General features: G+C 47.5%; 24 protein-coding genes. 13 read left to right on the forward strand and 11 right to left on the reverse strand.

Annotated elements, in window-relative coordinates; genetic code table 11:
* Positions 1-33: 33 nt before the first annotated feature.
* Positions 34-1,413: an alkaline phosphatase PhoA gene (gene phoA, locus AC1RRX_RS03635; RefSeq protein ID WP_144464106.1), complete on the reverse strand. Its 1,380-nt coding sequence runs from the start codon at positions 1,411-1,413 to the stop codon at positions 34-36.
* Positions 1,414-1,872: 459 nt separating this feature from the next.
* Here phoA and AC1RRX_RS03640 point away from each other — a divergent pair, with 459 nt between their 5' ends.
* Complete coding sequence (locus tag AC1RRX_RS03640; protein ID WP_039062832.1) at positions 1,873-2,697, forward strand: C40 family peptidase; 825 nt, start codon at positions 1,873-1,875, stop codon at positions 2,695-2,697.
* A 68-nt stretch (positions 2,698-2,765) separates the two neighbouring features.
* Here AC1RRX_RS03640 and citR read toward each other — a convergent pair whose 3' ends face one another.
* Positions 2,766-3,641 (reverse strand): transcriptional regulator CitR, encoded by an 876-nt coding sequence (gene citR, locus AC1RRX_RS03645; protein ID WP_007409271.1) that lies wholly within the window; start codon positions 3,639-3,641, stop codon positions 2,766-2,768.
* A 109-nt stretch (positions 3,642-3,750) separates the two neighbouring features.
* On the opposite strand from citR, the gene AC1RRX_RS03650 reads away from it, so the two are divergent.
* The 4 genes from AC1RRX_RS03650 (at position 3,751) to AC1RRX_RS03665 (ending at position 9,010) form a co-directional block, all read left to right on the forward strand.
* Positions 3,751-4,854 carry a citrate synthase/methylcitrate synthase gene (locus tag AC1RRX_RS03650; RefSeq protein ID WP_032866195.1) on the forward strand — a complete coding sequence of 368 codons (1,104 nt, stop codon included), beginning with the start codon at positions 3,751-3,753 and terminating at the stop codon, positions 4,852-4,854.
* A gap of 79 nt (positions 4,855-4,933) precedes the next feature.
* Positions 4,934-5,803, forward strand: coding sequence for an SDR family oxidoreductase (locus tag AC1RRX_RS03655; protein WP_144464104.1), 870 nt, complete (start codon positions 4,934-4,936; stop codon positions 5,801-5,803).
* Between the two features lie 333 nt (positions 5,804-6,136).
* Positions 6,137-7,540 (forward strand): branched-chain amino acid transporter BcaP, encoded by a 1,404-nt coding sequence (bcaP, locus tag AC1RRX_RS03660; protein WP_014417297.1) that lies wholly within the window; start codon positions 6,137-6,139, stop codon positions 7,538-7,540.
* 114 nt (positions 7,541-7,654) lie between these two features.
* Positions 7,655-9,010 (forward strand): sodium-dependent transporter, encoded by a 1,356-nt coding sequence (locus tag AC1RRX_RS03665; RefSeq protein ID WP_094032167.1) that lies wholly within the window; start codon positions 7,655-7,657, stop codon positions 9,008-9,010.
* A 36-nt stretch (positions 9,011-9,046) separates the two neighbouring features.
* Here AC1RRX_RS03665 and AC1RRX_RS03670 read toward each other — a convergent pair whose 3' ends face one another.
* From AC1RRX_RS03670 to sigM, 3 genes are read right to left on the reverse strand one after another with little or no spacing between them, the layout of a single operon-like run.
* Positions 9,047-9,337, reverse strand: coding sequence for an anti-sigma-M factor (locus tag AC1RRX_RS03670; RefSeq protein ID WP_003155315.1), 291 nt, complete (start codon positions 9,335-9,337; stop codon positions 9,047-9,049).
* Positions 9,325-10,398, reverse strand: a complete 1,074-nt coding sequence (locus tag AC1RRX_RS03675) for an anti-sigma factor (RefSeq protein WP_040238365.1) — start codon at positions 10,396-10,398, stop codon at positions 9,325-9,327. The genes AC1RRX_RS03670 and AC1RRX_RS03675 overlap by 13 nt, the downstream gene beginning before the upstream one ends.
* Positions 10,391-10,882, reverse strand: a complete 492-nt coding sequence (gene sigM / locus AC1RRX_RS03680; protein ID WP_003155312.1) for an RNA polymerase sigma factor SigM — start codon at positions 10,880-10,882, stop codon at positions 10,391-10,393. Before sigM ends, AC1RRX_RS03675 begins: the two co-directional genes overlap by 8 nt.
* A gap of 240 nt (positions 10,883-11,122) precedes the next feature.
* Here sigM and AC1RRX_RS03685 point away from each other — a divergent pair, with 240 nt between their 5' ends.
* Positions 11,123-11,722: a lysophospholipid acyltransferase family protein gene (locus AC1RRX_RS03685; RefSeq protein WP_007409265.1), complete on the forward strand. Its 600-nt coding sequence runs from the start codon at positions 11,123-11,125 to the stop codon at positions 11,720-11,722.
* A gap of 45 nt (positions 11,723-11,767) precedes the next feature.
* Here the strand turns inward: AC1RRX_RS03685 and AC1RRX_RS03690 are convergent, their stop codons facing one another.
* Positions 11,768-13,102, reverse strand: a complete 1,335-nt coding sequence (locus AC1RRX_RS03690; protein ID WP_003155308.1) for a hemolysin family protein — start codon at positions 13,100-13,102, stop codon at positions 11,768-11,770.
* A 61-nt stretch (positions 13,103-13,163) separates the two neighbouring features.
* Positions 13,164-13,589, reverse strand: a complete 426-nt coding sequence (cueR, locus tag AC1RRX_RS03695) for a Cu(I)-responsive transcriptional regulator (RefSeq protein WP_007409263.1) — start codon at positions 13,587-13,589, stop codon at positions 13,164-13,166.
* A 179-nt stretch (positions 13,590-13,768) separates the two neighbouring features.
* On the opposite strand from cueR, the gene AC1RRX_RS03700 reads away from it, so the two are divergent.
* The 3 genes from AC1RRX_RS03700 (at position 13,769) to AC1RRX_RS03710 (ending at position 17,848) form a co-directional block, all read left to right on the forward strand.
* Entirely contained in the window at positions 13,769-14,953 is a 1,185-nt protein-coding gene (locus AC1RRX_RS03700; RefSeq protein WP_015417125.1) for a pyridoxal phosphate-dependent aminotransferase, read from the forward strand.
* 32 nt (positions 14,954-14,985) lie between these two features.
* Entirely contained in the window at positions 14,986-16,230 is a 1,245-nt protein-coding gene (locus AC1RRX_RS03705; protein WP_144464102.1) for a beta-ketoacyl synthase N-terminal-like domain-containing protein, read from the forward strand.
* 229 nt (positions 16,231-16,459) lie between these two features.
* Positions 16,460-17,848: a hemolysin family protein gene (locus tag AC1RRX_RS03710; RefSeq protein ID WP_144464100.1), complete on the forward strand. Its 1,389-nt coding sequence runs from the start codon at positions 16,460-16,462 to the stop codon at positions 17,846-17,848.
* A 13-nt stretch (positions 17,849-17,861) separates the two neighbouring features.
* Here AC1RRX_RS03710 and crcB read toward each other — a convergent pair whose 3' ends face one another.
* The 3 genes from crcB to AC1RRX_RS03725 are packed head-to-tail and all read right to left on the reverse strand — an operon-like array spanning position 17,862 to position 19,331.
* Complete coding sequence (gene crcB, locus AC1RRX_RS03715; RefSeq protein WP_144464098.1) at positions 17,862-18,221, reverse strand: fluoride efflux transporter CrcB; 360 nt, start codon at positions 18,219-18,221, stop codon at positions 17,862-17,864.
* Positions 18,218-18,613, reverse strand: coding sequence for a fluoride efflux transporter FluC (locus AC1RRX_RS03720; RefSeq protein ID WP_029325977.1), 396 nt, complete (start codon positions 18,611-18,613; stop codon positions 18,218-18,220). The genes crcB and AC1RRX_RS03720 overlap by 4 nt, the downstream gene beginning before the upstream one ends.
* A 1-nt stretch (position 18,614) precedes the next feature.
* Entirely contained in the window at positions 18,615-19,331 is a 717-nt protein-coding gene (locus AC1RRX_RS03725) for a glycerophosphodiester phosphodiesterase (RefSeq protein WP_015417128.1), read from the reverse strand.
* 169 nt (positions 19,332-19,500) lie between these two features.
* Between AC1RRX_RS03725 and AC1RRX_RS03730 the strand changes: the two genes are divergently transcribed.
* The 3 genes from AC1RRX_RS03730 (at position 19,501) to AC1RRX_RS03740 (ending at position 21,678) form a co-directional block, all read left to right on the forward strand.
* Positions 19,501-19,605: a YhdX family protein gene (locus tag AC1RRX_RS03730; protein WP_003155299.1), complete on the forward strand. Its 105-nt coding sequence runs from the start codon at positions 19,501-19,503 to the stop codon at positions 19,603-19,605.
* A 162-nt stretch (positions 19,606-19,767) separates the two neighbouring features.
* Positions 19,768-20,883, forward strand: a complete 1,116-nt coding sequence (locus AC1RRX_RS03735) for a mechanosensitive ion channel family protein (protein ID WP_015239489.1) — start codon at positions 19,768-19,770, stop codon at positions 20,881-20,883.
* Positions 20,884-20,946: 63 nt separating this feature from the next.
* Positions 20,947-21,678, forward strand: coding sequence for an NAD-dependent protein deacylase (locus tag AC1RRX_RS03740; protein WP_369878810.1), 732 nt, complete (start codon positions 20,947-20,949; stop codon positions 21,676-21,678).
* A gap of 33 nt (positions 21,679-21,711) precedes the next feature.
* On the opposite strand, the gene AC1RRX_RS03745 is transcribed toward AC1RRX_RS03740, so the two are convergent.
* Positions 21,712-22,560, reverse strand: a complete 849-nt coding sequence (locus tag AC1RRX_RS03745; RefSeq protein WP_020955576.1) for a polysaccharide deacetylase family protein — start codon at positions 22,558-22,560, stop codon at positions 21,712-21,714.
* A 256-nt stretch (positions 22,561-22,816) separates the two neighbouring features.
* Here AC1RRX_RS03745 and dat point away from each other — a divergent pair, with 256 nt between their 5' ends.
* A complete protein-coding gene (dat, locus tag AC1RRX_RS03750) occupies positions 22,817-23,668 on the forward strand; it encodes a D-amino-acid transaminase (RefSeq protein ID WP_014417308.1) in 852 nt (283 codons plus the stop codon).
* Positions 23,669-23,680: the final 12 nt, after the last annotated feature.

Here is a 23,680-nt window from a genome sequence, read left to right on the forward strand (position 1 = left end):
GAAAGGATGCGGGGAAACCCCCGCATCCTTTTTTTATTTTCCGTGTTTCAGGATGTGAAAGATCTTTTTGGCCTGATCCGTGTTGTTTAAAAGCCCCGTAAATGACTCTCTTCCCGGACCGTATGCGTAAACGGGAACTTCTTCGCCTGTATGATCGCCGGTTGTCCAGCCGCTGTTGGTTTTCGCATTAAAGAGCTTAATGATCGCTTTGTAGATACTCTTGTCAGCATCCTGTTTTGCGGCCATTTCGATCTGTTTGATTTCAGCTTTTGACCATTTCAGGTCTGTATAGCGCGCAAGCACGGAAGATACGGATTTGCCCGCTTTGATTTGGTCAGCCATAAATGCCGGGGTTTTTTTTGCGGCAAGAATCGGTTCAACATGCCAGTTTTTATCGTCATTCGCGCCGATCGTCAATCCGCCGGTGGTATGATCAGCCGTGGCAACGACAAGCGTATGTTTGTCCTTTTTGGCAAATGCGATCGCTGCTTTATACGCTTTTTCAAAGTCCTTCATTTCGCTCATTGCGCCGACTATATCATTGTCATGTCCCGCCCAGTCAATTTGGCTGCCTTCGACCATTAAGAAAAACCCATTTTTATTCGTGTTCAGCCTGTCGATCGCCGCCGTTGTCATGTCTTCTAATGAAGGGACGGCGTTTGAGCGGTCGATTGCTTTGTCGAGTCCGCCATCGGCAAACAAGCCGAGAATCTTCTTGTTACGATCCTTTTTGAGCTCCTGTTTTGATGTCACGTAGCTGTATCCCGCTTTTTTGAAATCCTTTGTTACATTGCGGTCTTTACGGATAAAGTTTGACTTGCCGCCTCCGAGGAGCACATCGACTTTCTGTTTTCCGTTGATACGGTCATCAAAGTAGCTGCTTGCGATGTCATCCATGTTCTTTCGGGATTTGTTATGGGCTCCGAATGCCGCAGGGGTGGCGTGGGCAATCTCCGAAGTTGCGACAAGTCCGGTGGATTTCCCTCTTTGTTTCGCTTCTTCGAGGACGGATTTTACCCGCTTTCCTTTTTTATCGACTCCGATCGCCGCGTTATACGTTTTCACACCCGTGGCCATTGCCGTGCCAGCCGCCGCGGAATCGGTAATATTGGAATCAGGATCGTCAGGGTAAGTCATCATCATACCGGTGAGATTGGGGTCGAATGCCGTCAGTTTCATACCATCCGAAGGCTTTCCTTTGTTAATGACCGAACGGTAGGCGTTCATATAGGGAGCGCCCATTCCGTCGCCGACCATGAAGATGACGTTTCTGATTTCGTTTTTGTCAGGCTGTTTTTTTGCCGCAGCCTGTTCGGAGTGCTGAAGCCCCGCGCCCGCAATCAGACCGGCTGTCAGTACGGATACGGCTGCCGCCGGCAGAAGTTTTGATCGAACCTGTTTAAATAGACTCATTCTCACTCGTCCTCCTTTAATCGTGTCTGCATGTCTAATGGTAGGGGGTGTTTGTAAAGAGCGCCTGTTCCTCCTGTAAATTTCAGGTGAAACATTGTTAGAAATGTAAATTCCGGTGTAAAGTTATGTTTTCAAGAAAGAGTGAAAACCATTCACTTTTTTGAAAAAGTCGAGGATTTTTTTAACAAGGGGTTATTTGGAAAATAAACTGCTTTGTTTTTCCAAAATACGAGGATCACAGGAAAAAAACATGACAAATTGACTCGTTTTTCGTCACGTTTGAAATCAAATTGAAATATTTAATACCCTTAAAAACTTTTTTCTAAAACGAATTAGTAAGAAATTTGTCACGGGAAGTCAAGTCTATTTCTAGTGGAAATTGAACCTTATAATAGGAAACAGATAAAAACTTTAAAAAAGAGACACATAAAATAGATAGAATCATTCAGGGAGGAAAATATGAAAAAGCAACTTGTTACAGCAACAACGGCAGTGGTTTTGGGGACGACTTTGTTTGCGGGCGCGGCATCTGCGCAAACGATTAAGGTAAAAAAAGGCGATACATTATGGGGACTTTCAAATCGGTACGGAACGTCAATTAATTCCATTAAATCTGAGAACAAATTAAAATCGGATATCATTTACATCGGTCAGACGCTTTCGATTAACGGTAAATCATCCTCAGGTTCAAGCTCAAGCAGCAAGTCATCATCGTCTACATATAAAGTCGTAAAAGGCGACAGCCTTTGGAAAATTGCGAATAAATATAAAATGACGGTAAACCAATTAAAAAGTTTAAACGGTTTAAAAACGGACCTGATCCGCATCGGACAAGTTCTTAAAGTAAAGGGATCAACTTCCGGTTCAACGTCTTCAGGATCTTCGTCATCAAAGCAGCCTTCATCCACCCATAATGCTGCACAGACGAGCCTGAATGTAAACAAGCTGATTTCTGATGCGCAATCTTTAATCGGCACGCCGTATGTATGGGGCGGAACAACGACTTCCGGCTTTGACTGCAGCGGATTTATCTGGTACCTGTTAAACAAACAGACGAGTGTCGGCAGAACGAGCACTGCGGGATACTGGAGCTCAATGAAGAGCGTGTCCAGCCCGTCAAGAGGAGACTTCGTCTTCTTTACAACATATCAGGCCGGCCCTTCACACATGGGTGTGTACATCGGAAACAACAAGTTCATCCATGCCGGTTCTGACGGCGTCACAACAAGTGATCTGAATAACAGCTACTGGAAACCGCGCTACCTGGGCGCGAAAAGATTCTAGCAGCGATAGAAACCCGTTCATCAGAACGGGTTTTTTATTTAGACGGGACAGAGCTCCATTTGTTTCACCTAAAAATGAAAATGTGATAAAAAATCTAAAAAGGTTTTCTTTTTTTCATTTTCATAGAGGGCGATGGCGTATGCGCCCGCGCTCGGCATCTGGGCGAATTCGCACGGAATTTCAATCATGCTGCCTGCGGCGAGTTCGGCCCGTACCGCTGACAGCGGCAGAAATGAGACACCCAGCCCCTCTTTAATAAATCGTTTCGTAATATGCGTCTGTGTCACCTTCATTGTCCTGACGAAAGGGAACTGTATTCTGACCTGGCGGAGCAAATCATCCCAATAGTCAGGATGGTTATGGGTCAAAAGCAGATATTGTCCGAACAGGTCTTTCACTTCATCCGCCTTCCCTGTTCCGGGTTTTCGGCCGGGCGGCGCGACGAGGACAACGGGGTCATTGTACAGGGGGCGGCAAGTGAGGGAAGATGATTGCACCTTTAAGCAGCTCAGTCCGATATCGGCTGAGCCGTTTCTGATTTGAGAGGCGATTTCTTCCGATTCGAAAATGGTGACCGTCATTTCGGTTTCTTTATTGTCCTCTGTATAACGCTTCATGACAGACGGGAGAACGGTGTCGGCGATAAGCGGCGAAACAGCGAGTGTCAGCGTGTGCGAGTAGCCCTGGCGTACCCTGTGCAGTTCCGCCATGCTGTTTTCATAGTCTTCCAAAAGCCTCATGGCAAACGGCACGTATGCTTTTCCTTCTTCGGTCAATTGTATTTTCCGGCCGCTCCGCTGAAACAGCTTGCAGCTGATTTCTTTCTCTAATAATTTTATATGAACGGTGACGGTCGGCTGAGATAAAAAAAGCGTTTCCGCCGTTTTTCTGAAATTCTCATATTTTGCCGCGGTGACGAAGGTGTGAAGCCATTTAAAATCCATAGATGCACTCCTCTGATTAAAAGTTTTAATTAATTCCCTTAAAAATATTCATTATTTTTTAAATATTATATTTACTATAATAACAGAAAGAGGATAAGGGGGAATGAAATTGATTTATCGTGGATTGAAAGGGATTACTTGTGCAGAAACGGCGATCAGCCACATTGACGGAGAAAAGGGGCATTTAATATATCGCGGCTATGACGCGAAGGATATCGCGCTGCAATCCAGTTTTGAAGAAGCGGCGTATCTCATTTTGAACGGGGCGCTTCCTGATGAGCGGCAATTGCTTGCGTTTCAGGAAGAACTTGCAGCCGAGCGCGGGCTTCCGAAACATTTGATCGACTTACTGGAAACGCTTCCGGATGAAATGGATGACATGGCGGTGCTGAGAACGGCTGTTTCAGGTTTGGGCACAGATTCATTTACATATCCGCCCAAGCCGGAAGAAGCGATTAAACTGATTGCCGTCACACCGACGATTATTGCGTACAGATACCGCCGTAAACAAGGGCAGGAAGCGTTGTCACCTGAGGCGCGATACGGACACGTTGAAAACTATTTGTATATGCTGACAGGCAGGCAGCCGTCCGCAGCCCAAAAGAAAGCGCTTGAGACGTATATGATTCTGGCGATGGAGCACGGGATGAATGCATCGACTTTTTCGGCGAGAGTCACCGTTTCGACTGAATCGGACTTAGTGTCTGCCGTCACTGCCGCACTGGGTACGATGAAAGGGCCGCTGCACGGAGGCGCGCCTTCAGGCGTCACGAAAATGCTTGAAGACATCGGGACAAAAGAAAATGCAGAAGCGTATTTGGCAGCGAAGCTTATGAGGGGAGAACGCCTGATGGGCTTCGGGCACAGGGTGTACAAAACAAAAGACCCGCGGGCGGAAGCGCTGCGCATAAAGGCTGAAGAGGTGGCGGGAAATGATCCGTCGCTTGACTTGGCGCTTTATGTGGAGAAGGAAGCCATCCGCCTGTTAGAGCAATATAAGCCCGGACGGAAGCTGTATACGAATGTGGAGTTTTACGCAGCGGCTGTGATGCAGGCCATTGATGTCGACAATGATTTGTTTACGCCGACCTTTTCAGCAAGCAGAATGGCAGGCTGGTGCGCACACGTGCTTGAACAGTCCGCTGACAACATGATTTACAGGCCGTCTGCGAAATACACCGGCGCTTTTCCCGAAACGGCTCAGCAGCTTTAATTACCGGCATATTTGTCCGTTTAACTCCCCGCACTGCGTGGTATCGTCTCAGTAATACCAATTGCAGGAGTGTGAGAATATGAATCCGATGGACAGACAGACGGAAGGACAAAAGCCGCAGGTGCAAAAGCGCCAGCCCGGCATTGAGTCAGACATGGAGCCGAAACCGTTCTTGGAGGACCCGGATGTAAAAGGGTCGGGCAGATTAAAAGGAAAAGTCGCCGTCATCACGGGCGGAGACAGCGGCATCGGCGCAGCGGCTGCGATCGCTTACGCGAAGGAAGGGGCGGATCTTGCCATCCTGTACCTAGACGAACATGCCGATGCCGAGAGAACGAAAAAGCGTGCGGAAGAATACCAGGCCGAATGCCTGTTAATTCCGGGAGACGTCGGTGATGAGGCGCATTGTCAGAAGGCGGTCCGGCAAGTCTTAGATCACTACGGAAAAATAGATATTCTCGTTAATAATGCGGCTGAGCAGCATCCGCAAAACGGGATTCTTGATATTACAGCTGAACAGCTGGAGAAGACATTCCGTACAAACATGTTTTCTATGTTTCATATGACAAAAGCCGTGCTGCCCCACCTGCAAAGAGGGAGCGCCATCATTAATACAACGTCTATTACCGCTTATCAGGGAGACACATCATTGATCGACTATTCGTGCACGAAAGGCGGCATCGTTTCCTTTACGCGTTCAATGGCGATGTCATTGGCCGATCAGGGGATCAGAGTAAATGCGGTGGCCCCTGGCCCGATCTGGACCGCCCTGATTCCGGCAACGTTTACTGAAGAAAAGGTGGAAAAGCATGGTCTGGACACTCCGATGGGAAGACCGGGACAGCCTGCGGAACACGCCGGAGCTTACGTGCTTCTGGCTTCAGACGAATCTTCCTATATGACGGGGCAGACCATTCACGTAAATGGCGGCAGATTTATTTCAACATAATACGCAAGTCTTATCCCGCGCTTTTAAAAAGGGCGGGATTTTTATTTGAACGTACATATGAATACGATTTTCAAAAAATGGAAGTCGCCAGCTGAATCACTAATGTTAATATTTAACAGTGGAGAATCCGCTGCGTTCTGTTTTATGAAAACTAAAAATAATATATAGAATTTTCAAAAAAGTTATTTTCATTTTTATATTTTTCGCTATAATATGACATAGGAGAAAGGGATGATGTGCTGAAACATTTCATGCGAAAAATAAGAATTTAGTCATTATTGCTATTGTTATCTGAATATTCTAACATATATTAATTTACAAGGAGTGAAGCAGATGAAAGGGAGCGTATTCAGAAAGAAAAGCATTCAGGACCTGCTTGCCGCAACGGGCGGGGAAAAGTCGCTGAAAAGAGAGTTAGGGGCCTTTGATCTGACCCTTCTGGGGATAGGGGCCATCATCGGAACGGGGATTTTTGTATTAACCGGAACAGGCGCTGTCACGGCGGGGCCGGGGCTGACCGTTTCATTTGTCATCGCCGCTCTTGCGTGTTTATTTGCGGCTCTGTCATATGCTGAATTTGCTTCAAGCGTCCCGGTTTCAGGTTCCGTCTACACGTTTACTTATGCGACACTGGGTGAACTTCTAGCGTTTATCATCGGTTGGGATTTAATCTTGGAATATATGCTCGCCGTCAGCGCGGTTTCGGTCGGCTGGTCCGGCTATTTTCAATCATTCTTGGCGGGCTTCGGCATTCATCTTCCGACCGCATTAACGGCCGCGCCAGGATCCATTAAAGGCACGGTCACATTCTTTAATCTCCCCGCATTTGTTATCGTGCTTGCGATTACATTCCTCCTCTACTTAGGCATTAGGGAATCGAAGCGGGTCAATAATATTATGGTCATTTTGAAGGTTCTGGTTGTTCTATTGTTTATCGCCGTTGCGGCCGTATATGTCAAACCTCACAACTGGCAGCCGTTTATACCGATGGGTTTCGGCGGTGTTTTCAGTGCCGCGGCGCTCGTTTTCTTCTCTTTTATCGGTTTTGACGCCGTCTCTTCCGCCGCTGAAGAAACGAAAAATCCGGCGAAGGATCTGCCGAAAGGAATTATCTTTTCATTAATCGTCTGCACCGTGCTGTATGTGACCGTATCGGCGATTATGACGGGCGTCGTTCCGTTTGCCCGCTTTGAAGGCGTTGACCATCCCGTGTCTCTCGTTCTGCAGATGGCCGGACAGAATTGGGTGGCCGGGATTATTGATATCGGCGCAGTGTTGGGGATGACAACGGTGATGCTCGTCATGCTGTACGGGCAGACGAGGGTGATGTTTGCCATGTCCCGTGACGGTTTGGTGCCGGGGGCGCTTTCAAAAGTTCATCCGAAGCATAAAACGCCGCACGTGGTGACATGGGTGTTCGGCATCCTGTCAGCATTACTCGGCTCGCTCGTCCCGCTTGATGAACTGGCGAAGCTGGTGAACATAGGCACGCTTGCCGCGTTTGTCCTGATTTCCGTGGCGGTTATCGTATTGAGAAAGAAACAGCCTGATCTGCCGAGGGCTTTTAAATGTCCGGGGGTTCCCTTTATTCCGATATTGTCCATTCTGTTCTGCGTGTTTTTGATTATTAACCTCGGCGCCACCACCATATTCCGTTTCTTTATCTGGCTGATCATCGGTCTGGTGATTTATTTCTTATATTCGAGAAAGCATTCGAAATTAAACGGGGATTTGTAAGGAGCGGCACCCGCCGCTCCCTTTTATTTTTCGGAATAATGAAACATATTGAAATGGGCTTAAGTTATCGCAGTGAATAAGGGATAATATAGGGCGGAAGGGAAGTGGAAAGTCGTGTCTGACCAAAAAAGGGTTCAATGGGCCTCAAAAATAGGATTTATTATGGCCGCTGCCGGTTCGGCGATCGGCCTGGGAGCCATTTGGAAGTTCCCTTACGTAGCGGGTACGAACGGAGGAGGCGCTTTTTTTCTTGTATTCGTCCTCTTTACCGTGCTTTTAGGCTATCCGCTTTTGCTCGGTGAATTTATTTTCGGAAGACGGAGCCAGACAAATGCGATTGATGCCTACAAACAAGCCGCGCCGAAGTCGGTATGGCACCTCACGGGTTATGTGGGTGTGGCGGCCTGTTTTTTAGTTTTGTCTTTTTACAGTGTTGTCGGCGGGTGGATTTTGCTTTATGTGTTAAAAGCCGTTACGGGTTCTTTATCCGGGCTCACTCAGGAGCAGTACGGAACGGTGTTCGGGACGGTCATTGAAAATCCGATCCAGACTCTCGTTGCGCAGCTTGTATTTATGATCATGACGGTGGCGGTCGTCGCAAAAGGCGTGCAGAAAGGGATTGAACGTGTCAGTGCAGTGCTGATGCCGATTTTATTCGTGCTGTTTCTATTGCTTGTGCTGCGATCAGTCACGCTCGATCATGCCGTTGAGGGGATTAGATTTTTATTGGTTCCGCACTTTGAAGATTTGACGCCGGAATCCATCCTATATGCTTTAGGACAGGCGTTTTTCACATTAACGCTCGGCGTTTCGGTCATGGTGACATACAGTTCGTATCTGCCGAAAACCCAAAACCTTCCGGGATCGGCGGGTTCCATTGTTATGATGAATGTGCTCGTCACGCTGTTTGCGGGACTGGCCATTTTTCCGGCGGTTTTTTCGTTCGGCTTTAAACCGGATGAAGGGCCTACACTGCTGTTTACCGTACTGCCGGCTGTGTTTGACCGGCTGCCGTTCGGCTCGCTGTTTTTTATCAGCTTTCTGGCGGTCTTTTTCTTCGCCGCGCTGACTTCGGCCTTTTCGATGGTGGAAATTATCGTGGCGACTGTCGGGAAAGGTGATGAAACGAAAAGAAAGAAGCTGTCGTGGACAAGCGGTCTGCTCATTTTCTTAGTCGGAATTCCGTCCTGTTTATCATACGGTGTTCTCGGTGATGTTCATTTGTTCGGAAAAACGTTTTTTGATCTTGCGGATTTCACCGTCAGCAATGTGCTGATTCCGCTCGGCGCTTTATTAATATCAATCTTCGTCCCGCTGAAAATACCGAAGCAGGAGCTGTTTGCCGAGATGAAAAGCGGTTCCGCCATCGGCTATCGTTTCTTTCAGCTGTGGTATTTCCTTCTGAAATATCTCGTGCCGCTGGCTATCATCGTCGTATTGCTGCATTTAATCGGCGTTCTTTCATTTTAAAAAAACAGGCCCCCGTAAAAGGGCCTGTTTTTACGTTTAAAAACCGAATTGCAGATTCGTATCAACCGCAACGATCGTATATACACAGACAATGACGAACAGATTGAGAATGACACCGAGCAGTCCCGGGCCCGTCCGTCCTTTTTTAATAAACAGCTCAATGATGCCGAACGGCACGGCGGCCATCGCAAACGGCAGCATCTGATAAGAATAGAAAGTCACATTGCTGATGATTGCCACGTTCAAAAGCAGCAGCGACAAAATCGCGGTACCGACTGATATCCAGCCGAAAACATTATGCTCTTTAAAAATTCTTACCAATTCCATAATTCCACCTCACCGATGTTTGCTGCTTTTACTGTTTTGTTTTTCAGCAGACGTTCGATTTCTTTTGTCGGCCCCGTCACGACAGAGCCGTATACGTTCATTCCGTGATGTTCAACATAGTCGATTCGGCTGCCAAGATTCATGTCTTTTCGTTTCGATATTGCATGCGCCCATTTTTTATGGCTGGACATAAATTCAAGGGCATTGATAAATTGTTCACGGTCTGTCTGTCCTTGCGTTTCGAAAGAGGACACCATCTTGGAATCTTTCCCGGGAAATCCTAACGGCTCGGCATAAGGACTGTCTTTCAGATTTTTCTCCGTTTCGACCGCGTTCCATAAAAACTTCACATCGTATTTTTTAAAAGTCGAATATACTTGAGAAGAAGGGTAGGCTCGGTCATAAGAAAGATAGACCTCCGCCACGCTTCCTTCAGGCAATTTTTTTAATGTCTGTCCGGCTTTTTCAATCGTGCGTCCCTTTAAGCCGGAAGGATGGGCGAAATAATGCTTTGCCTGTGCCGCGTCTAGATCATAGTAGTTAACGGCAGGCGATTTGACCGTATCTAAAAACATTTCAATCCGTTCTCCGCCGACGGATTTCGTTTTTGTGCCAATCTGCTTTTGCAGCGGAAATTCCGTATTCATTCCAAACAGCTTCACCTGGCTTTTCAGTCCGGAGGTATCGACGAGGACGTTCGGCATTGTGGTCGCCACCGTCACTGCCGCGGTCTCCATTAATTGATTGCCGGTGCTTTCTTTTCCTCCCAGACCGTAATAGAGGTAGCTTCCTAATGTGCAAAGCGGCAAAATCATCAAAGTGGAGATGACGGCGAGAACTGAAATCCGCAAATACGATTTGCGTTTTCCGTATGATAAAATGGCCTTCTGTTTTTCCGGGCTGATGCCGACGTCCCATTCCCGGTCGTCCTGCATTTCGCTTTCAATCAACTCCTGATAGACTTCCAGCTTTTCCAGCTCTTCTTCAAAGGCGGCCATTTCCCGGTCGCTCATTTCTCCATTTTTGTATTGGTAAAAACGCTTTTTAAATTCTTCATTCATCATTAACACCTCTATTATAAAGTGCTTTCAGCCGCTGTCTGGCACGAAATAAAACACTTTTAAAATTAGCCTCTGAAATATTCATAATATGGGATGCTTCTTTGTAATTCAGTTCTTTTAAATAATACAGTGTTAAGGCCTCCCGATAATTGTCGGGAAGTTCGGACATATACCCTGTCAGCACTTCCTTGATTTCAATCTGATGAGCCGGGCTTTGAACAGCCGTCTGAAAAAGGCTCCCAATTAAGTCATCGGAAATGGTCACTTCCTTTTTATGTTTTCTGACATAATCTATAAACGCATTTCTCGCCACTTGAAAAAGCCATGGCTTTACTTTGCTGTGGTCGTAGGAGTGAATGTGTATGTATGCCCTCATAAAGGTTTCCTGCAGCAAATCTTCAGCGAGATGCTTGTCTTTTGTCATGGAGAGCAGGAACCGGTAAACATCATTCATATACATTTGGTAAATTTCATCGATCGTCACTGCCTTTTCTCCCCTCTATGTTATACACGCATAAGAAAGGTTTAAAGTTGCACGTTCCATGCAAACGGCTTAAATTCATTTTCACCTCATCAAACACCATTTCTCTATAGTACCCAAAATCCGTCATAAAAGATAGAGATCGGCGGAGGAAAAATATAATTATTAGTACCAGGTAATAAAAAATATTGTTATAATAGAGAGAGAGAACACTTTTGATCATTACAACAAAGGAAGTGCGTTATGTATAAGTTTTGTGCAAATGCCATCAAATGCATTCTATCCCTGCGCGGAGGAGTGAAAGTGTACAATAAAGAGAATCTTCCGTCTGATAAAGGATTCGTTATCGCGTGCACGCATGCGGGCTGGGTGGACGTCCTCACGCTCGGTGTCGGGATATTGCCACATCAGATTCATTATATGGCGAAAAAAGAGCTGTTTCAGAAAAAGTGGATCGGACGTTTTTTGAAGAAAATTCACGCGTTCCCGGTTGACCGTGAAAATCCGGGCCCGAGCAGCATTAAAACGCCGATTAAGCTTCTGAAGGAAGGAAAGATTGTCGGGATTTTTCCGAGCGGTACGAGAACATCAGAAGACGTCCCGCTGAAAAGAGGGGCCGTGACCATCGCCCAAATGGGAAAAGCGCCGCTCGTTCCGGCCGCATATAAAGGGCCGTCTACGGGAAAAGCGCTGTTTAAAAAGGGAAAAATGCGGCTTATCATCGGCGAGCCGATTTTTTTGGAGGACTTTTCCGATCTTGCGCCGAAGGAGAGGCTTGCGGCCATGACAGAAGAGCTGAATGCCAGAATTAAAGAGCTTGAGAAAAAACTTGAACAACTGTAAATGAAAAAAAGCTTGCCGTCTGTATCAGACGCGCAAGCTTTTTTGTTATGCTTCTTTTTGTTCGGCGGTTTCCAGCAGTTCATCAAACGCCAGTTTTTTCACTTCGATATATGCGACGTGGTGGCCGTCAATTTCATTAATGATAAATTCACAGCCTTCTTCGATAATCGAGTCGTATTGTTCGACGTCGTATTTCTGGGTAAGGAACCAGCCGCCGATAGTGTCGACCTCGTCATTTTCCAAATGGATGCCGAGGAGTTCGTTCACTTGATCAATCAGGACCTTGCCGTCAAGCATGTAATGGCCGTCGCCGAGTTTACGGATTTCGTTGATTTCATCGATATCAAATTCATCACGGATTTCCCCGACGATTTCTTCAATAATGTCTTCAACGGTGACAAGCCCCGCGGTTCCGCCGTATTCATCCGACAGAATCGCCATATGAACCCGTTCCTTCTGCATTTTTACAAGCAGATCGTGAATCGGTGCCGACTCAATCACATGGATGATCGGATTGACAAAATCGGTAATCGGCGAGTCGACTGATACTTCGCCGCTGATGCAGGCGGTCAGCACTTCTTTAATGTTAATAACGCCGATAATATTATCTTTGTCACCCTCTTCGACAGGGTACCGGGTATATTTTTCAATCTGAATGATGTCCATCATTTCAGAAATTTTGATATCATGCGGCAGACTGACGATTTCCGTACGCGGAATCATGATTTCTTTTGCAAGTCTGTCGTCAAATTCAAAGATTTTGTTCACGTATTTAAATTCAGACTGGTTGATTTCACCGCTTTTATAGCTTTCCGATAAAATGATGCGCAGCTCTTCTTCAGAGTGGGCAAGCTCATTTTCAGACACCGTCTCCAGACCGAACGTCTTCGTTAAAAGACGGGCGGAGTTGTTCAGAAGCCAGATAAACGGGAACATGATGCGGTAAAACCAAATGAGCGGTTTTGAAAACAGCATTGAAACGGCTTCCGCTTTCTGGATGGCGACTGTTTTCGGCGCCAACTCTCCCACGACCACGTGTAAGAATGTAATGATCGCATAGGCGAGAATAAATGAAATAATATGCGATAATGAGCTTGGTACGTTTATCTTTGTGAAAAGCGGATGAAGCAAGCGTTCAATCGTTGATTCGCCTAAGACACCAAGACCGATGGAAGTCAATGTTATGCCGAGCTGGCACGCCGATAAATACTCATCTAAATGCGTGGTCACTTTTTTGACACCGATTGCGGCTTTATTTCCTTCTGCTATAAGCTGGTCAACCCGTGAGCCTCTGATTCTGATTATCGCAAACTCAGATGCTACGAAAAATGCCGTCAGCGCGATTAAAACCGCGACTAAAATCAAATTCACAATGTCCAATTAGAACCTTCACTTCTTTTGGGAAGATGAAGGTAACACCTCCTGTTAGTAAGATAATGGTTTAACTTAACAGCAGCATAAATGATTGAAGCACTGCAAGCTTTTCAGGAGCCAGCCTTTTTTTCAGCTGGGCACGCTCCTCTGGTTCAAGCTTTTCAAACCGATTCAAGATCACGGAGATGTTTTGATTCATGTGATCAATTTCCGATGCCAGATTTCCAATATCGTCAGGCAGGGCTGAAGAGGGAAACTGGTTCTCCAGTCGATCTTTTATATCAGACAGGGCCAATCGCTGCTTTTTACAAGCGACTATAAACTTTAACCGATTAAGTGCAAGTGTATCGTAGTAACGATAGTTCGAACAAGACCTGTCAGGCTTTAAAAGCCCGAGGTTTGTGTAGTAATCCACCGTGCGTTTCGTTACACCGGCAAGCTCTGCTAATTCACTGATGCGATAAGTCTCAGCCCCATCTAAATCCCTCCCCAACCATCACGTTATAGTTATGAGAATAGTTTAATATATGAAGGGGAGTTTGCACAAGTTTATTGTTTTCCGTCTTTCTCCTGAAACGACGCGGCGGGCTGTCTGAAAAAGCGTTGACTGCGCCATGTAAATCTTTCATAATCATTGTAAATAGAAACGGAAGAAAAAGACAGAAGGGACAGATGACAGTGGCCGGTTTATCACGGGAAGTGACACAGAATCTGGAGAAAGGGTCATGGATACGCAAACTATTTGATGAAGGCGCTCGGCTGAAAAAAGAGTTCGGCGCCGATAAGGTGTTTGACTTTTCAATAGGAAATCCGGTTGCGGAGCCGCCTGAAACATTTAAAAAGGCGCTTTGCGAAGCAGCTGAAACAGGGCGGCACGGATACATACAAAACCAGGGGCTTCCGGAGGCGAGAGAAAAGGTTGCGCGCTTTTTGTCAGAGCGGTTTCAGACAGAAATTTCCGCCAGGCATACAGTCATGACGGTCGGAGCCGGCGGGGCGCTGAATGTCGCGCTGAAAAGCATTTTAAACCCCGAGGAAGAAGTCATCCTTCTTTCGCCTTATTTTGCGGAATATAAAGCGTATGTTGAAAATTACCGCGGCAGACCCGTCATCTGCCCGCTGACTGACTCATTTGAGATTGATATTGAAGCGGTTAAAGGTGCGATCACCCCCCGTACGAAAGGACTGATCGTTAATACGCCGCATAATCCGACGGGGACTGTGCTCAGCCAGAAAAACCTTAACGAATTGGGCGCCTTATTAAAAGAAGCCGAAGAGCGGAACGGCCAAAGCATATTTATTTTATTTGATGAACCGTACAGCCAGCTGATCTACGGAGAAGAGCAGGCGAATCCGTTTCAGGCGTATCACCGCGTGATTTTAGTCAGTTCGTTCAGTAAAGATCTCGGCATTGCGGGGGAAAGGCTCGGGTATATCGCGGCAGACGCCCAAATGCCTGAGGGCGATCTTCTGACGGATGCGTTCGTTTTCTGTAACCGGACGCTCGGCTTTGTGAACGCTCCGGTCATGATGCAGCGTGCCGTGGCGAAAATGGATGATCTTTCGATTGACGCTGAACCTTACAGAAAGCGGAGAGACCTTATGGTGGACATCCTCACAGAAGCCGGTTTCGAATTTGAAATGCCGAAAGGAGGCTTTTTCGTCTTTCCGAAATCACCGATTGAAGACGAGGTGGCATTCTGCATGCATGCCGCACAGAAATACAAACTATTGATCGTACCCGGCAGCGGATTTGGAAAAAGCGGCTATTTCCGATTATCTTTCAGCGTGCCTTCAGAACAGATCAGACAGTCACGCGATATTTTCAAAGCACTGTATCAAGATTTTTCTTCATAGCTTCCAATACATAAAGATGGGAGAACGGACAAATGTCGAGGACTAATAATGGCACGTCAGACATCAGCATTACAGGAATCGGAGTCTTAGCCGCGGTCGGACAAGGCAAGGAGGCGTTTCTCGATGCGCTTATGGAGGGGCGGCACGCCTTTGATGTGATGAAACGGCCCGGCCGGCAGAAAGGCAGTTCGTTTATCGGCGCGGAGCTTAGCGAATTAACGCCGCCGGACGCGCTGTCGAAGCGCTTGTACCGAAGGGCCGCATTATCGGGAAAGACGGCGCTTATCGCTTTATATGAAGCGTGGCATGACGCTCAATTAGACGGCGCTGACCACAGCCGCACCGGTCTGATTATCGGCGGCTCGAATATGACGCAGCGCGAATTGCTGCAGGCCTTTGAGAAAAACGGTGAAACGCCGCAATTTGTAAATCCGACATACGGGCTTTCTTTTATGGATAGTGATTTGTCGGGGCTTTGTACGGAGCAATTCGGGATAAAAGGGCCGGCCTTTACGGTCGGCGGCGCGTCGGCCAGCGGCCAGGCGGCGGTTATTCAGGCTGCTCAAGGAATCAAAGGCGGCCTGTTTGACCGGTGCATCGTGATCGGGGCGCTGGCCGATCTGTCGTACATGGAGTGTCATGCTCTCCGTTCTTTGGGAGCGATGGGCACTGATACATACGCTGAACGGCCTGAAGCCGCCTGCCGCCCGTTTGACCGGCATACGGACGGGTTTATATTCGGAGAGGCGTGCGGGGCGATTGTGCTGGAACGCGCTGAATCTGCCGAACAGAGGGGCGCACGATCGTGGGCCGGCTTAAAGGGCTGGGGGATGGCTTCTGATGCGAACCGCAACCCGAATCCTTCAGCAGAGGGCGAAATGACGGTGATCCGCCAGGCGCTGGAGCGGGCCGGTCTTTCAGCAAAAGAGATCGATTACATCAACCCGCACGGCACCGGTTCGCCGATCGGTGATAAGACTGAATGCCGGGCGCTTTCTGAAAGCGGCCTGTCGCACGCGCGGATTAATGCGACAAAATCGATTACCGGACACGGTCTGAGTGCGGCCGGAACGGTGGAAATCATTGCTGCTCTCTTGCAAATGCGGGAAAACAAGCTTCATCCGATCCGAAACTTAACGGAGCCGATTGACGATTCATTTCAGTGGGTGACCGACGGGCCGAGCGCCCATACCGTACACCATGCGTTAAGCTTAAGCATGGGATTCGGGGGGATTAATACGGCGCTTTGTTTAGAAAATCATTTCCGAAGCAGATAACGGCAGCCTTCTTTTTGAAGGCTGTTTTTTATATCATAAAAATCTGAAAATGATGAAAGAATGGAGTTGTGATACAATAAACTATACAAATGACAATCATGCTTTGACTTAGGAGGTGGCAGGATGGGGCCCTCTGTGTAGTCAATCAACCATTTCGTTCCTCTCGCTTAAGAAAAAACGATGAAATCAGGAGGTGACGTCCTTATCCTTCAATTCGGGATAAGGTGAAATGGACGATATTGACAGTTTGATTTTAATCGGTGTGCTCATTACGTTAACGGCATTTTTCGTGGCGAGTGAATTTGCGATCGTCAGAGTGAGAAGATCCAGAATCGATCAGCTCATTTCAGAAGGGAACAGACGGGCGGTGCTCGCAAAGCGTATCATTACGGATCTTGATGAGTATTTATCCGCCTCGCAGCTTGGCATTACACTCACATCCATCGGGCTCGGCGTACTGGGAGAGCCTGCATTTGAGCGGATGCTTCATCCTGTGTTTCAGGGCATGGGGCTGCCGGATTCTGCTGAGCATGTGATTGCTTTTGCTGCGGCGTACGGGCTGATTACGTTTCTACATGTCGTCGTCGGTGAGCTTGCGCCTAAAACGGTTGCGATTCAAAAAGCGGAAAAGCTGACGTTATGGATTGCCGGACCGCTTCGGTTATTTTACGTATTCATGTTCCCGTTTATTTGGGTGCTGAACGGCTCCGCGAGAATTCTGACCGGTTTGGCCGGATTAAAGCCGGCATCTGAGCATGAAGGCTCCCACTCTGAAGAAGAGCTGCGGATCCTGCTGTCAGAAAGTTTAAAAAACGGAGAAATCAATCCGTCTGAATATACATTTGTGAATAAAATTTTTGATTTTGATAATCGGATCGCCAAGGAAATCATGATCCCGCGAAAAGAAATTGCGGCTGTTTCCACTGATATGGACGTTCCGGAAATGCTTGATATGATGCTGAAAGACAAATATACGCGCTGGCCCGTAACGGACGGGGACAAAGACAGTGTCATCGGCATGATCAATACGAAGCATCTCTTTTCAGATCTGCTGTTTATGACAGAAGATGAAAAAGCGGAAGTATCCATCACGTCTTACATCCGCCCGGTGATTGAAGTCATCGAGACGATCCCGATACACGACCTGCTGATAAAAATGCAGAGAGAACGGATTCATTTGGCGATATTGTCTGATGAATACGGCGGAACGTCCGGTCTTGTGACGACCGAAGACATACTTGAAGAAATCGTCGGCGATATCAGAGACGAATTTGATGAGGACGAACAGCCGCAGATTCAAAAGCTGTCCGAACGCCATTATGTGCTGGACGGAAAGGTTCGGATCGATCAGGTGAATCATCTTCTCGGCGCAGGGATTGAAGAGGAAGTCGACACGATCGGCGGTCTTGTGCTGAAACGGAATATTGACATCTGTGCGGGTGAGTCGATACAAATCGGGGGATACACTGCCCTCATAGTAGAAATGGACGGCCGGTTTATTAAACAGCTTGAACTCAAAGAAGAACAGGGCCGCCCGGGCGGTCAGGGAACAATAAACCGCCAGCTGCCCGTGCCTGAAACGGTCATGCTTCATAACGCAACCTTGAGCGAAAAATAAGCTCAAGGTTTTTTTAAATGGATATCATAACAAAGCCGCACCAGAACGCCAAAAGGCTTCCGGCTGCTGAAACAGCGATGTAGAGCAGGCTTTCCTTTATGCGGTAGTTCATCATCAGCTGCACGGCTTCAATACTGAACGTGGAAAAGGTCGTAAACGCACCGAAAAAGCCGGTCGCGATGATGATGCCGGCAGAAGGATTATCCAGGCCCAGGCCGGTGAACATGCCGAGGCCGAAGGAGCCGAGCAGGTTGACCGCAGCCATTCCAAGCGGCATCGGAAAACCTTTTGTTCTTTCTGAAATTGTTTTACCCAAAAGAGAACGTAATACCGCTCCGATACCCGCTGCGATAAGCATCAGGACAATCGTCATGGTGTATCATGCCCCCTTCCCGCTGCGTGAAGGGCAATCCGCCGTCCCAAAAAAATGCCGGCGTATGCAAGGGCAAGACCAGCGAATAAAGTCGCGGCAGCATAACAAAAAGCCGCTGCGGGAGACGATTGCAGCAGAAAAATGGTTTCTTTTGCGAAGGTTGACATCGTCGTGAAACCTCCGCAAAAACCGGTTCCTAAAAAGGCGGTCAAAAGAGGGCGTTTAGCCCGAATGATGAAATAACCCGTAATAAGACCGAGTAAAAGGCTTCCCGCCGCGTTTTCGAGGAAAGTGGCCGCCGGGAAAGAACCGCTGTGAATGTGCGCGCTCATTTCAAAGCGGAGCAATGCGCCAAGCGCGCCTCCGATAAAAATTGCGATGTATTGTTTCATATCAGCCATCCTTAGAAATAAAATCCGGAAAATCAGTTACAATGCCGTCTACTGCCATCATTTGCAGTTTTTCGGCCGTCTTTTGATTTCTGACCGTCCAGGCAAATACTTTCAGGCCGTGTCTGTGAGCGGTGGAAATCAAGAACCGATTCAGACGGGTATATTTAATATTGACATAATTTACGGCTGATTTGTAGGCGGCCAGCTGGCTTTTGGAAAACATCCCGAAGCTGGGTCTTGCAATTATTGCAGTCGGAACGGACGGATACATGTCGTGAAAGGTCTGAATTGACTTGAGGCTGAATGATTGAACGATAGGGCGGATGGAAAAGGAAAACCTGCTTAACAGCTGGCCGACTGCTTTTTCAAGACCGACTTGAGAAACGTGCCCTTTCAGTTCAATTAAAAAACCGATTTCAGAATGATAACGCTTCAAGACCTCTTCGAGCAGGGGAATCCGCTCCCCTTTAAACTCAGCCCCATACCAGCTGCCGGCGTCCAGAGACTGCAGCTTCTTCAGCGTAAAATCTTTTACAAAACCGGAGCCGTCCGTCGTCCGGTCGACTTTGTCATCATGGATGACGACAATCTGGCCGTCTTTTGTGAGCTGGACGTCAAGCTCAATGAAATCAGCGTTCATTTCGGCAGCGATATCAAATGCCGCAAATGTATTTTCGGGCGCGTAACCGGATGCGCCGCGATGAGCGATGGTATACAAGCTTGTCAGCTCCCCTCATGGGCATTTCTGTTATTATATCAGATTCGTATATGCTCAGCGATTCAAACTGGTGAATGTGCGAAACAGTATTTTATTGGAATAAAGATAGTGCTTTTTTCGGTTTACAATCCGCAGTGATGATTTATAATGGCAAAAAGGAGGCGAGATCATGGGAAAAGGGAGATTGAAAGTGGAAGAAAGAATTAAGGCCGAAACCGATGCTGAAATCCAAAAAGCGACTCTCCTGAAACAGACACAATCAAAGAAGAAATAGTGCCTGACCCTGTTGTATCTGGCTGAAAGATGAACGAATGTGTGAAAACCCCGGCTGTACTCTGATGCCGGGGTTTTTCAGGCTGCCTAAAGACATTAAAAAAAGCTGATGTCCGAATGTTTTAGTATAATAGATTTTCGACAAAACAAAGGAGCATATGCCATGATGACACAATTTCAGAGCTTTTTTACGCTTGACCATATTTCGCAGATCAGTATCAGCATCGGAATTTTAGCGGCTTTTCTCGTTTTGAGAAAACTGTTTGTCAAATACTTTTTTCAGCTCATTTACAAATTGGCAAACAAGCCGAAAACCGACATATTCAAACAGATTGCCGTAGCGTTTGACAAGCCGGCCAGATGGTTTTTCGTGGCGCTGGGTCTGTTTTTGGCGATTGAGTATTCGCCGTTTTTAGACGGGCAGATGGACATTGTCAAAAAATTGTACCGCTCTCTGATCGTTGCGCTGATCGCCTGGGGGCTTTGCAATCTGACATCGGCGTCTTCGTTTTTATTTCATAAAGTCAATCAGCGCTTTGAGCTTGATATGGATGACATTTTGGCGCCGTTTTTATCCAAGGTGCTGCGCTTTGTCATTCTCGCGCTCAGCGTCAGTGTGATCGCGCAGGAATTCAATTATGATGTAAACGGGTTCGTGGCCGGACTCGGACTTGGCGGATTGGCCTTCGCGCTTGCGGCTAAAGATACGATCAGCAATTTTTTCGGCGGCATTATCATCATTACGGAAAAGCCGTTTACGATCGGCGACTGGGTCGAGACGTCATCTGTAACGGGGGGCGTTGAAGATATCACATTCCGAAGCACAAGGTTCCGCACGGCGCAGGGGGCGCTTGTTACCGTGCCCAATTCAACGCTGTCCATGGAAGCCATCACAAACTGGACGAGGATGACGAAGCGCCAGGTCACGTTTTCCGTTCGTGTTTCTTATGCGACGCCGATTGATCGTTTAGAGCGGTGCATCACAAGGCTCAGAGAAATGCTTCGTGAACATGAAGGCGTGCATGATGATACGATTATGGTTAACTTTGACGTGTTTGCGGACAGCTATTACAATCTGTTTTTCAACTTTTACACAAAGACCATCGTCTGGGCGGAAAGCCTGGACGTGCGGCAGGATATCAACCGCCGGATTATTGATATTTTTGCTGAGGAAGGCGTGGAATTCGCCTATCCGGGCCAGAATGTATTCGTAAAACAGAAAAGCCACGATGATCCGGTTCATGTGAAGGATCATTCCGGAGAAAAAGAACGGGCATAACAGGCGCCGTTCTTTTTTCATGATATGATAAAAAGAAAAGGCGGTGGAAGAGTGGAAGCGTTTATGACATTGATCAATCAGGCGGAACGTATCGTGGTGCTGACGGGAGCGGGAATGAGCACGGAATCCGGCATTCCTGATTTTCGTTCGGCGGGCGGTATATGGACCGAAGACACCTCCAGAATGGAAGCGATGAGCAGGGAATCCTTTGAACGCCGTCCGCGTGAATTCTGGCCTAAATTCAAACAGCTCTTTCAGATGAAAATGAGCGGAAGCTATGAGCCGAATGCCGGCCATACGTATTTGGCGGATCTTGAAAAGCGGGGAAAGCAGGTAGACATTTTCACGCAGAATATTGACGGGCTGCATAAGAAAGCGGGAAGCAGCAGTGTCTATGAGCTTCACGGTTCAATTCAGACCGCCGCATGCCCCCGCTGCGGAGCGCGCTACGGGCTTTCTCATCTGCTGAAGGACGAAGTGCCGGAATGTACGGCGGAAATCGGTGATCATGCGGTATGCGGCACCGTATTAAAAACGGATGTCGTGCTGTTCGGCGATCTCGTTCAGCATTTTGAAACCCTTTATGAAAAGCTTGATAAAGCTGATCTTCTTCTTGTGATCGGCACTTCGCTTGAAGTGGCGCCGGCAAGGTTTGTCCCTGAGGATGCGGGACGGATTCCCGGTTTGAAGCAGGTGATCATTAACCTTGAGCCGACATATTGCGACCATTTATTTGATCTTGTCATCCATGAGAAGATCGGTGAATTTGCAAAACGGATCAGCGCCGCGACATAAAAAAAGCCGGATCATATACAGATCCGGCTTTTCTTATTCATGGACGGGAATCATTTGATCCGTCAGAACATCAAAGGAGTAGCCCTGGGCTTTCAGTTTTTGAATCAGGCTCGGCAAAGCGTGCACCGTCGCAGGCAGATCGTGCATTAAAATGACATGCGGCCTGCTCGTATGAACGCTTTCCAAATATGCGAGCTGATTCAATACTTCCGGCACGTACCGTGCGTTTTTGTACTTCCAGTCTTCACTGTCTATCGTCCAGTCCCAGTACACGAATCCGTCTTTTTCGAGATTCTTAATTTGGGCATCCGTCAATGACGGTTTACTGCCGTAAGGCGTGCGGACAAGATCCGTTTTTACTCCGGTGATTGCCTCGAGTGTATCGCGTCCCTGCTGCATTTCGTTCAGCGGTGATGTCGGTGTTTGATAAAACAGGTGATTATCGTGCGTCACGCCGTGCAGGCCGAGCGCGATTCCTTCCTGCTTCGCTCTTTGCACGGAATGCTTATAGGCTTTCATCCGCGGTTCAAGCATAAAAAAAGTGGCCTTTGCGCCATTTGCCTTCAATACATTCAACAGCTGTTCAGTATATGGAGACGGCCCGTCGTCGAAGGTTAAATATACCGTTTTTTTCCCTGGGTCACGCTCTCTCTGCAAATGTTTCATTAAGACGTCGGGAGAATCATTTTTCAGCCGCAGGCTTTCTGCTTCATCCCGAAGCTGCCCGTTTGCGGTCACGGTGACCTGTTTGTTTTTTGCGGCGGAAGCGGAATATCCCATTATGACGATTACCAGAAGCAGTCCGCACAAAACTGCTAAACTCGTAAGTTTAAAAGCCAATGAAAACAGAGAAGGGGAAGCACCTTCTTTTGTGTTGCGCATAACAATCTCTCCAGTAGCATAAGTTTCTGCATAATGCCGATAACAGCGGAGGCTTGCGAAGTGCCATAAGTTAACAGCATATGTATGTCGAATCAAGTATACAGGAACAAAACTGGAAAAGACATAGAAAAGATGTCGAATAATAAGATTTTAAGAAAAAAATAAACTCCGCAGCCGGCTCGTTCAGTATGATAGAATAGTTGACAATAACAGCTGAGAATGCACATCACGGCAGATAACGATGAGGAGGGTTTACATGAAGACATTAGTAAACGGCCAGTTGATTGATCGTGAAGAAGCGGCAGTTGATATTGAGGACCGCGGATATCAATTCGGTGACGGTGTGTATGAGGTCATCAGAGTGTATAACGGTGCCTTATTCGGTCTGCGTGAGCATATCGTCCGTCTTTTCAGAAGCGCCGCAGAAATCGGCATCACCCTGCCGTTCTCCGCAGAGGACATAGAATGGGATCTGCAAAAGCTCGTACAGGAAAACAAACTCATTGACGGCGGGGTCTATATACAGACGACGAGAGGGAAGGCGCCGCGGAAGCACCAGTATGACGAAGGATTGGAACCGCAGACGACGGCATACACCTTTTCAGTGAAAAAACCGGAAAATGAACAAAAAGCCGGAGCGCAGGCCATAACGGCGGAAGACAAACGCTGGCTGAGGTGTGACATTAAGAGTCTGAATTTACTGTATAATGTGATGATTAAACAAAAAGCCTATGAAGCAGGCGCTTATGAAGCGGTGCTGATAAGGGACGGAGCGGTCACGGAAGGAACCTCTTCCAATGTATACGCCGTCATAAACGGCACTGTCCGGACGCATCCTGCAAATGAGCTGATTTTAAACGGCATTACGCGGATGAAACTGTTAGAGCTGATGAAAGAAAACGGGATTGAGGTGCGGGAGAAGGCTCTTACCGAAGACGAACTCAGGGATGCGGATGAAATTTTCATCTCGTCAACGACGGCTGAATTAATCCCGATCGTAACCCTTGACGGGAAACCGGTCGGAAGCGGAGCGCCGGGACCTGTAGCCAAAACGATTCAGGAGGCTTTTCAGTCGCACATTCAGCAAGAGCTCGGCGTTCAGTCATAAGCTGAAAAAAGG

The organism is Bacillus sp. GW821-FHT11D08, from assembly GCF_058808515.1.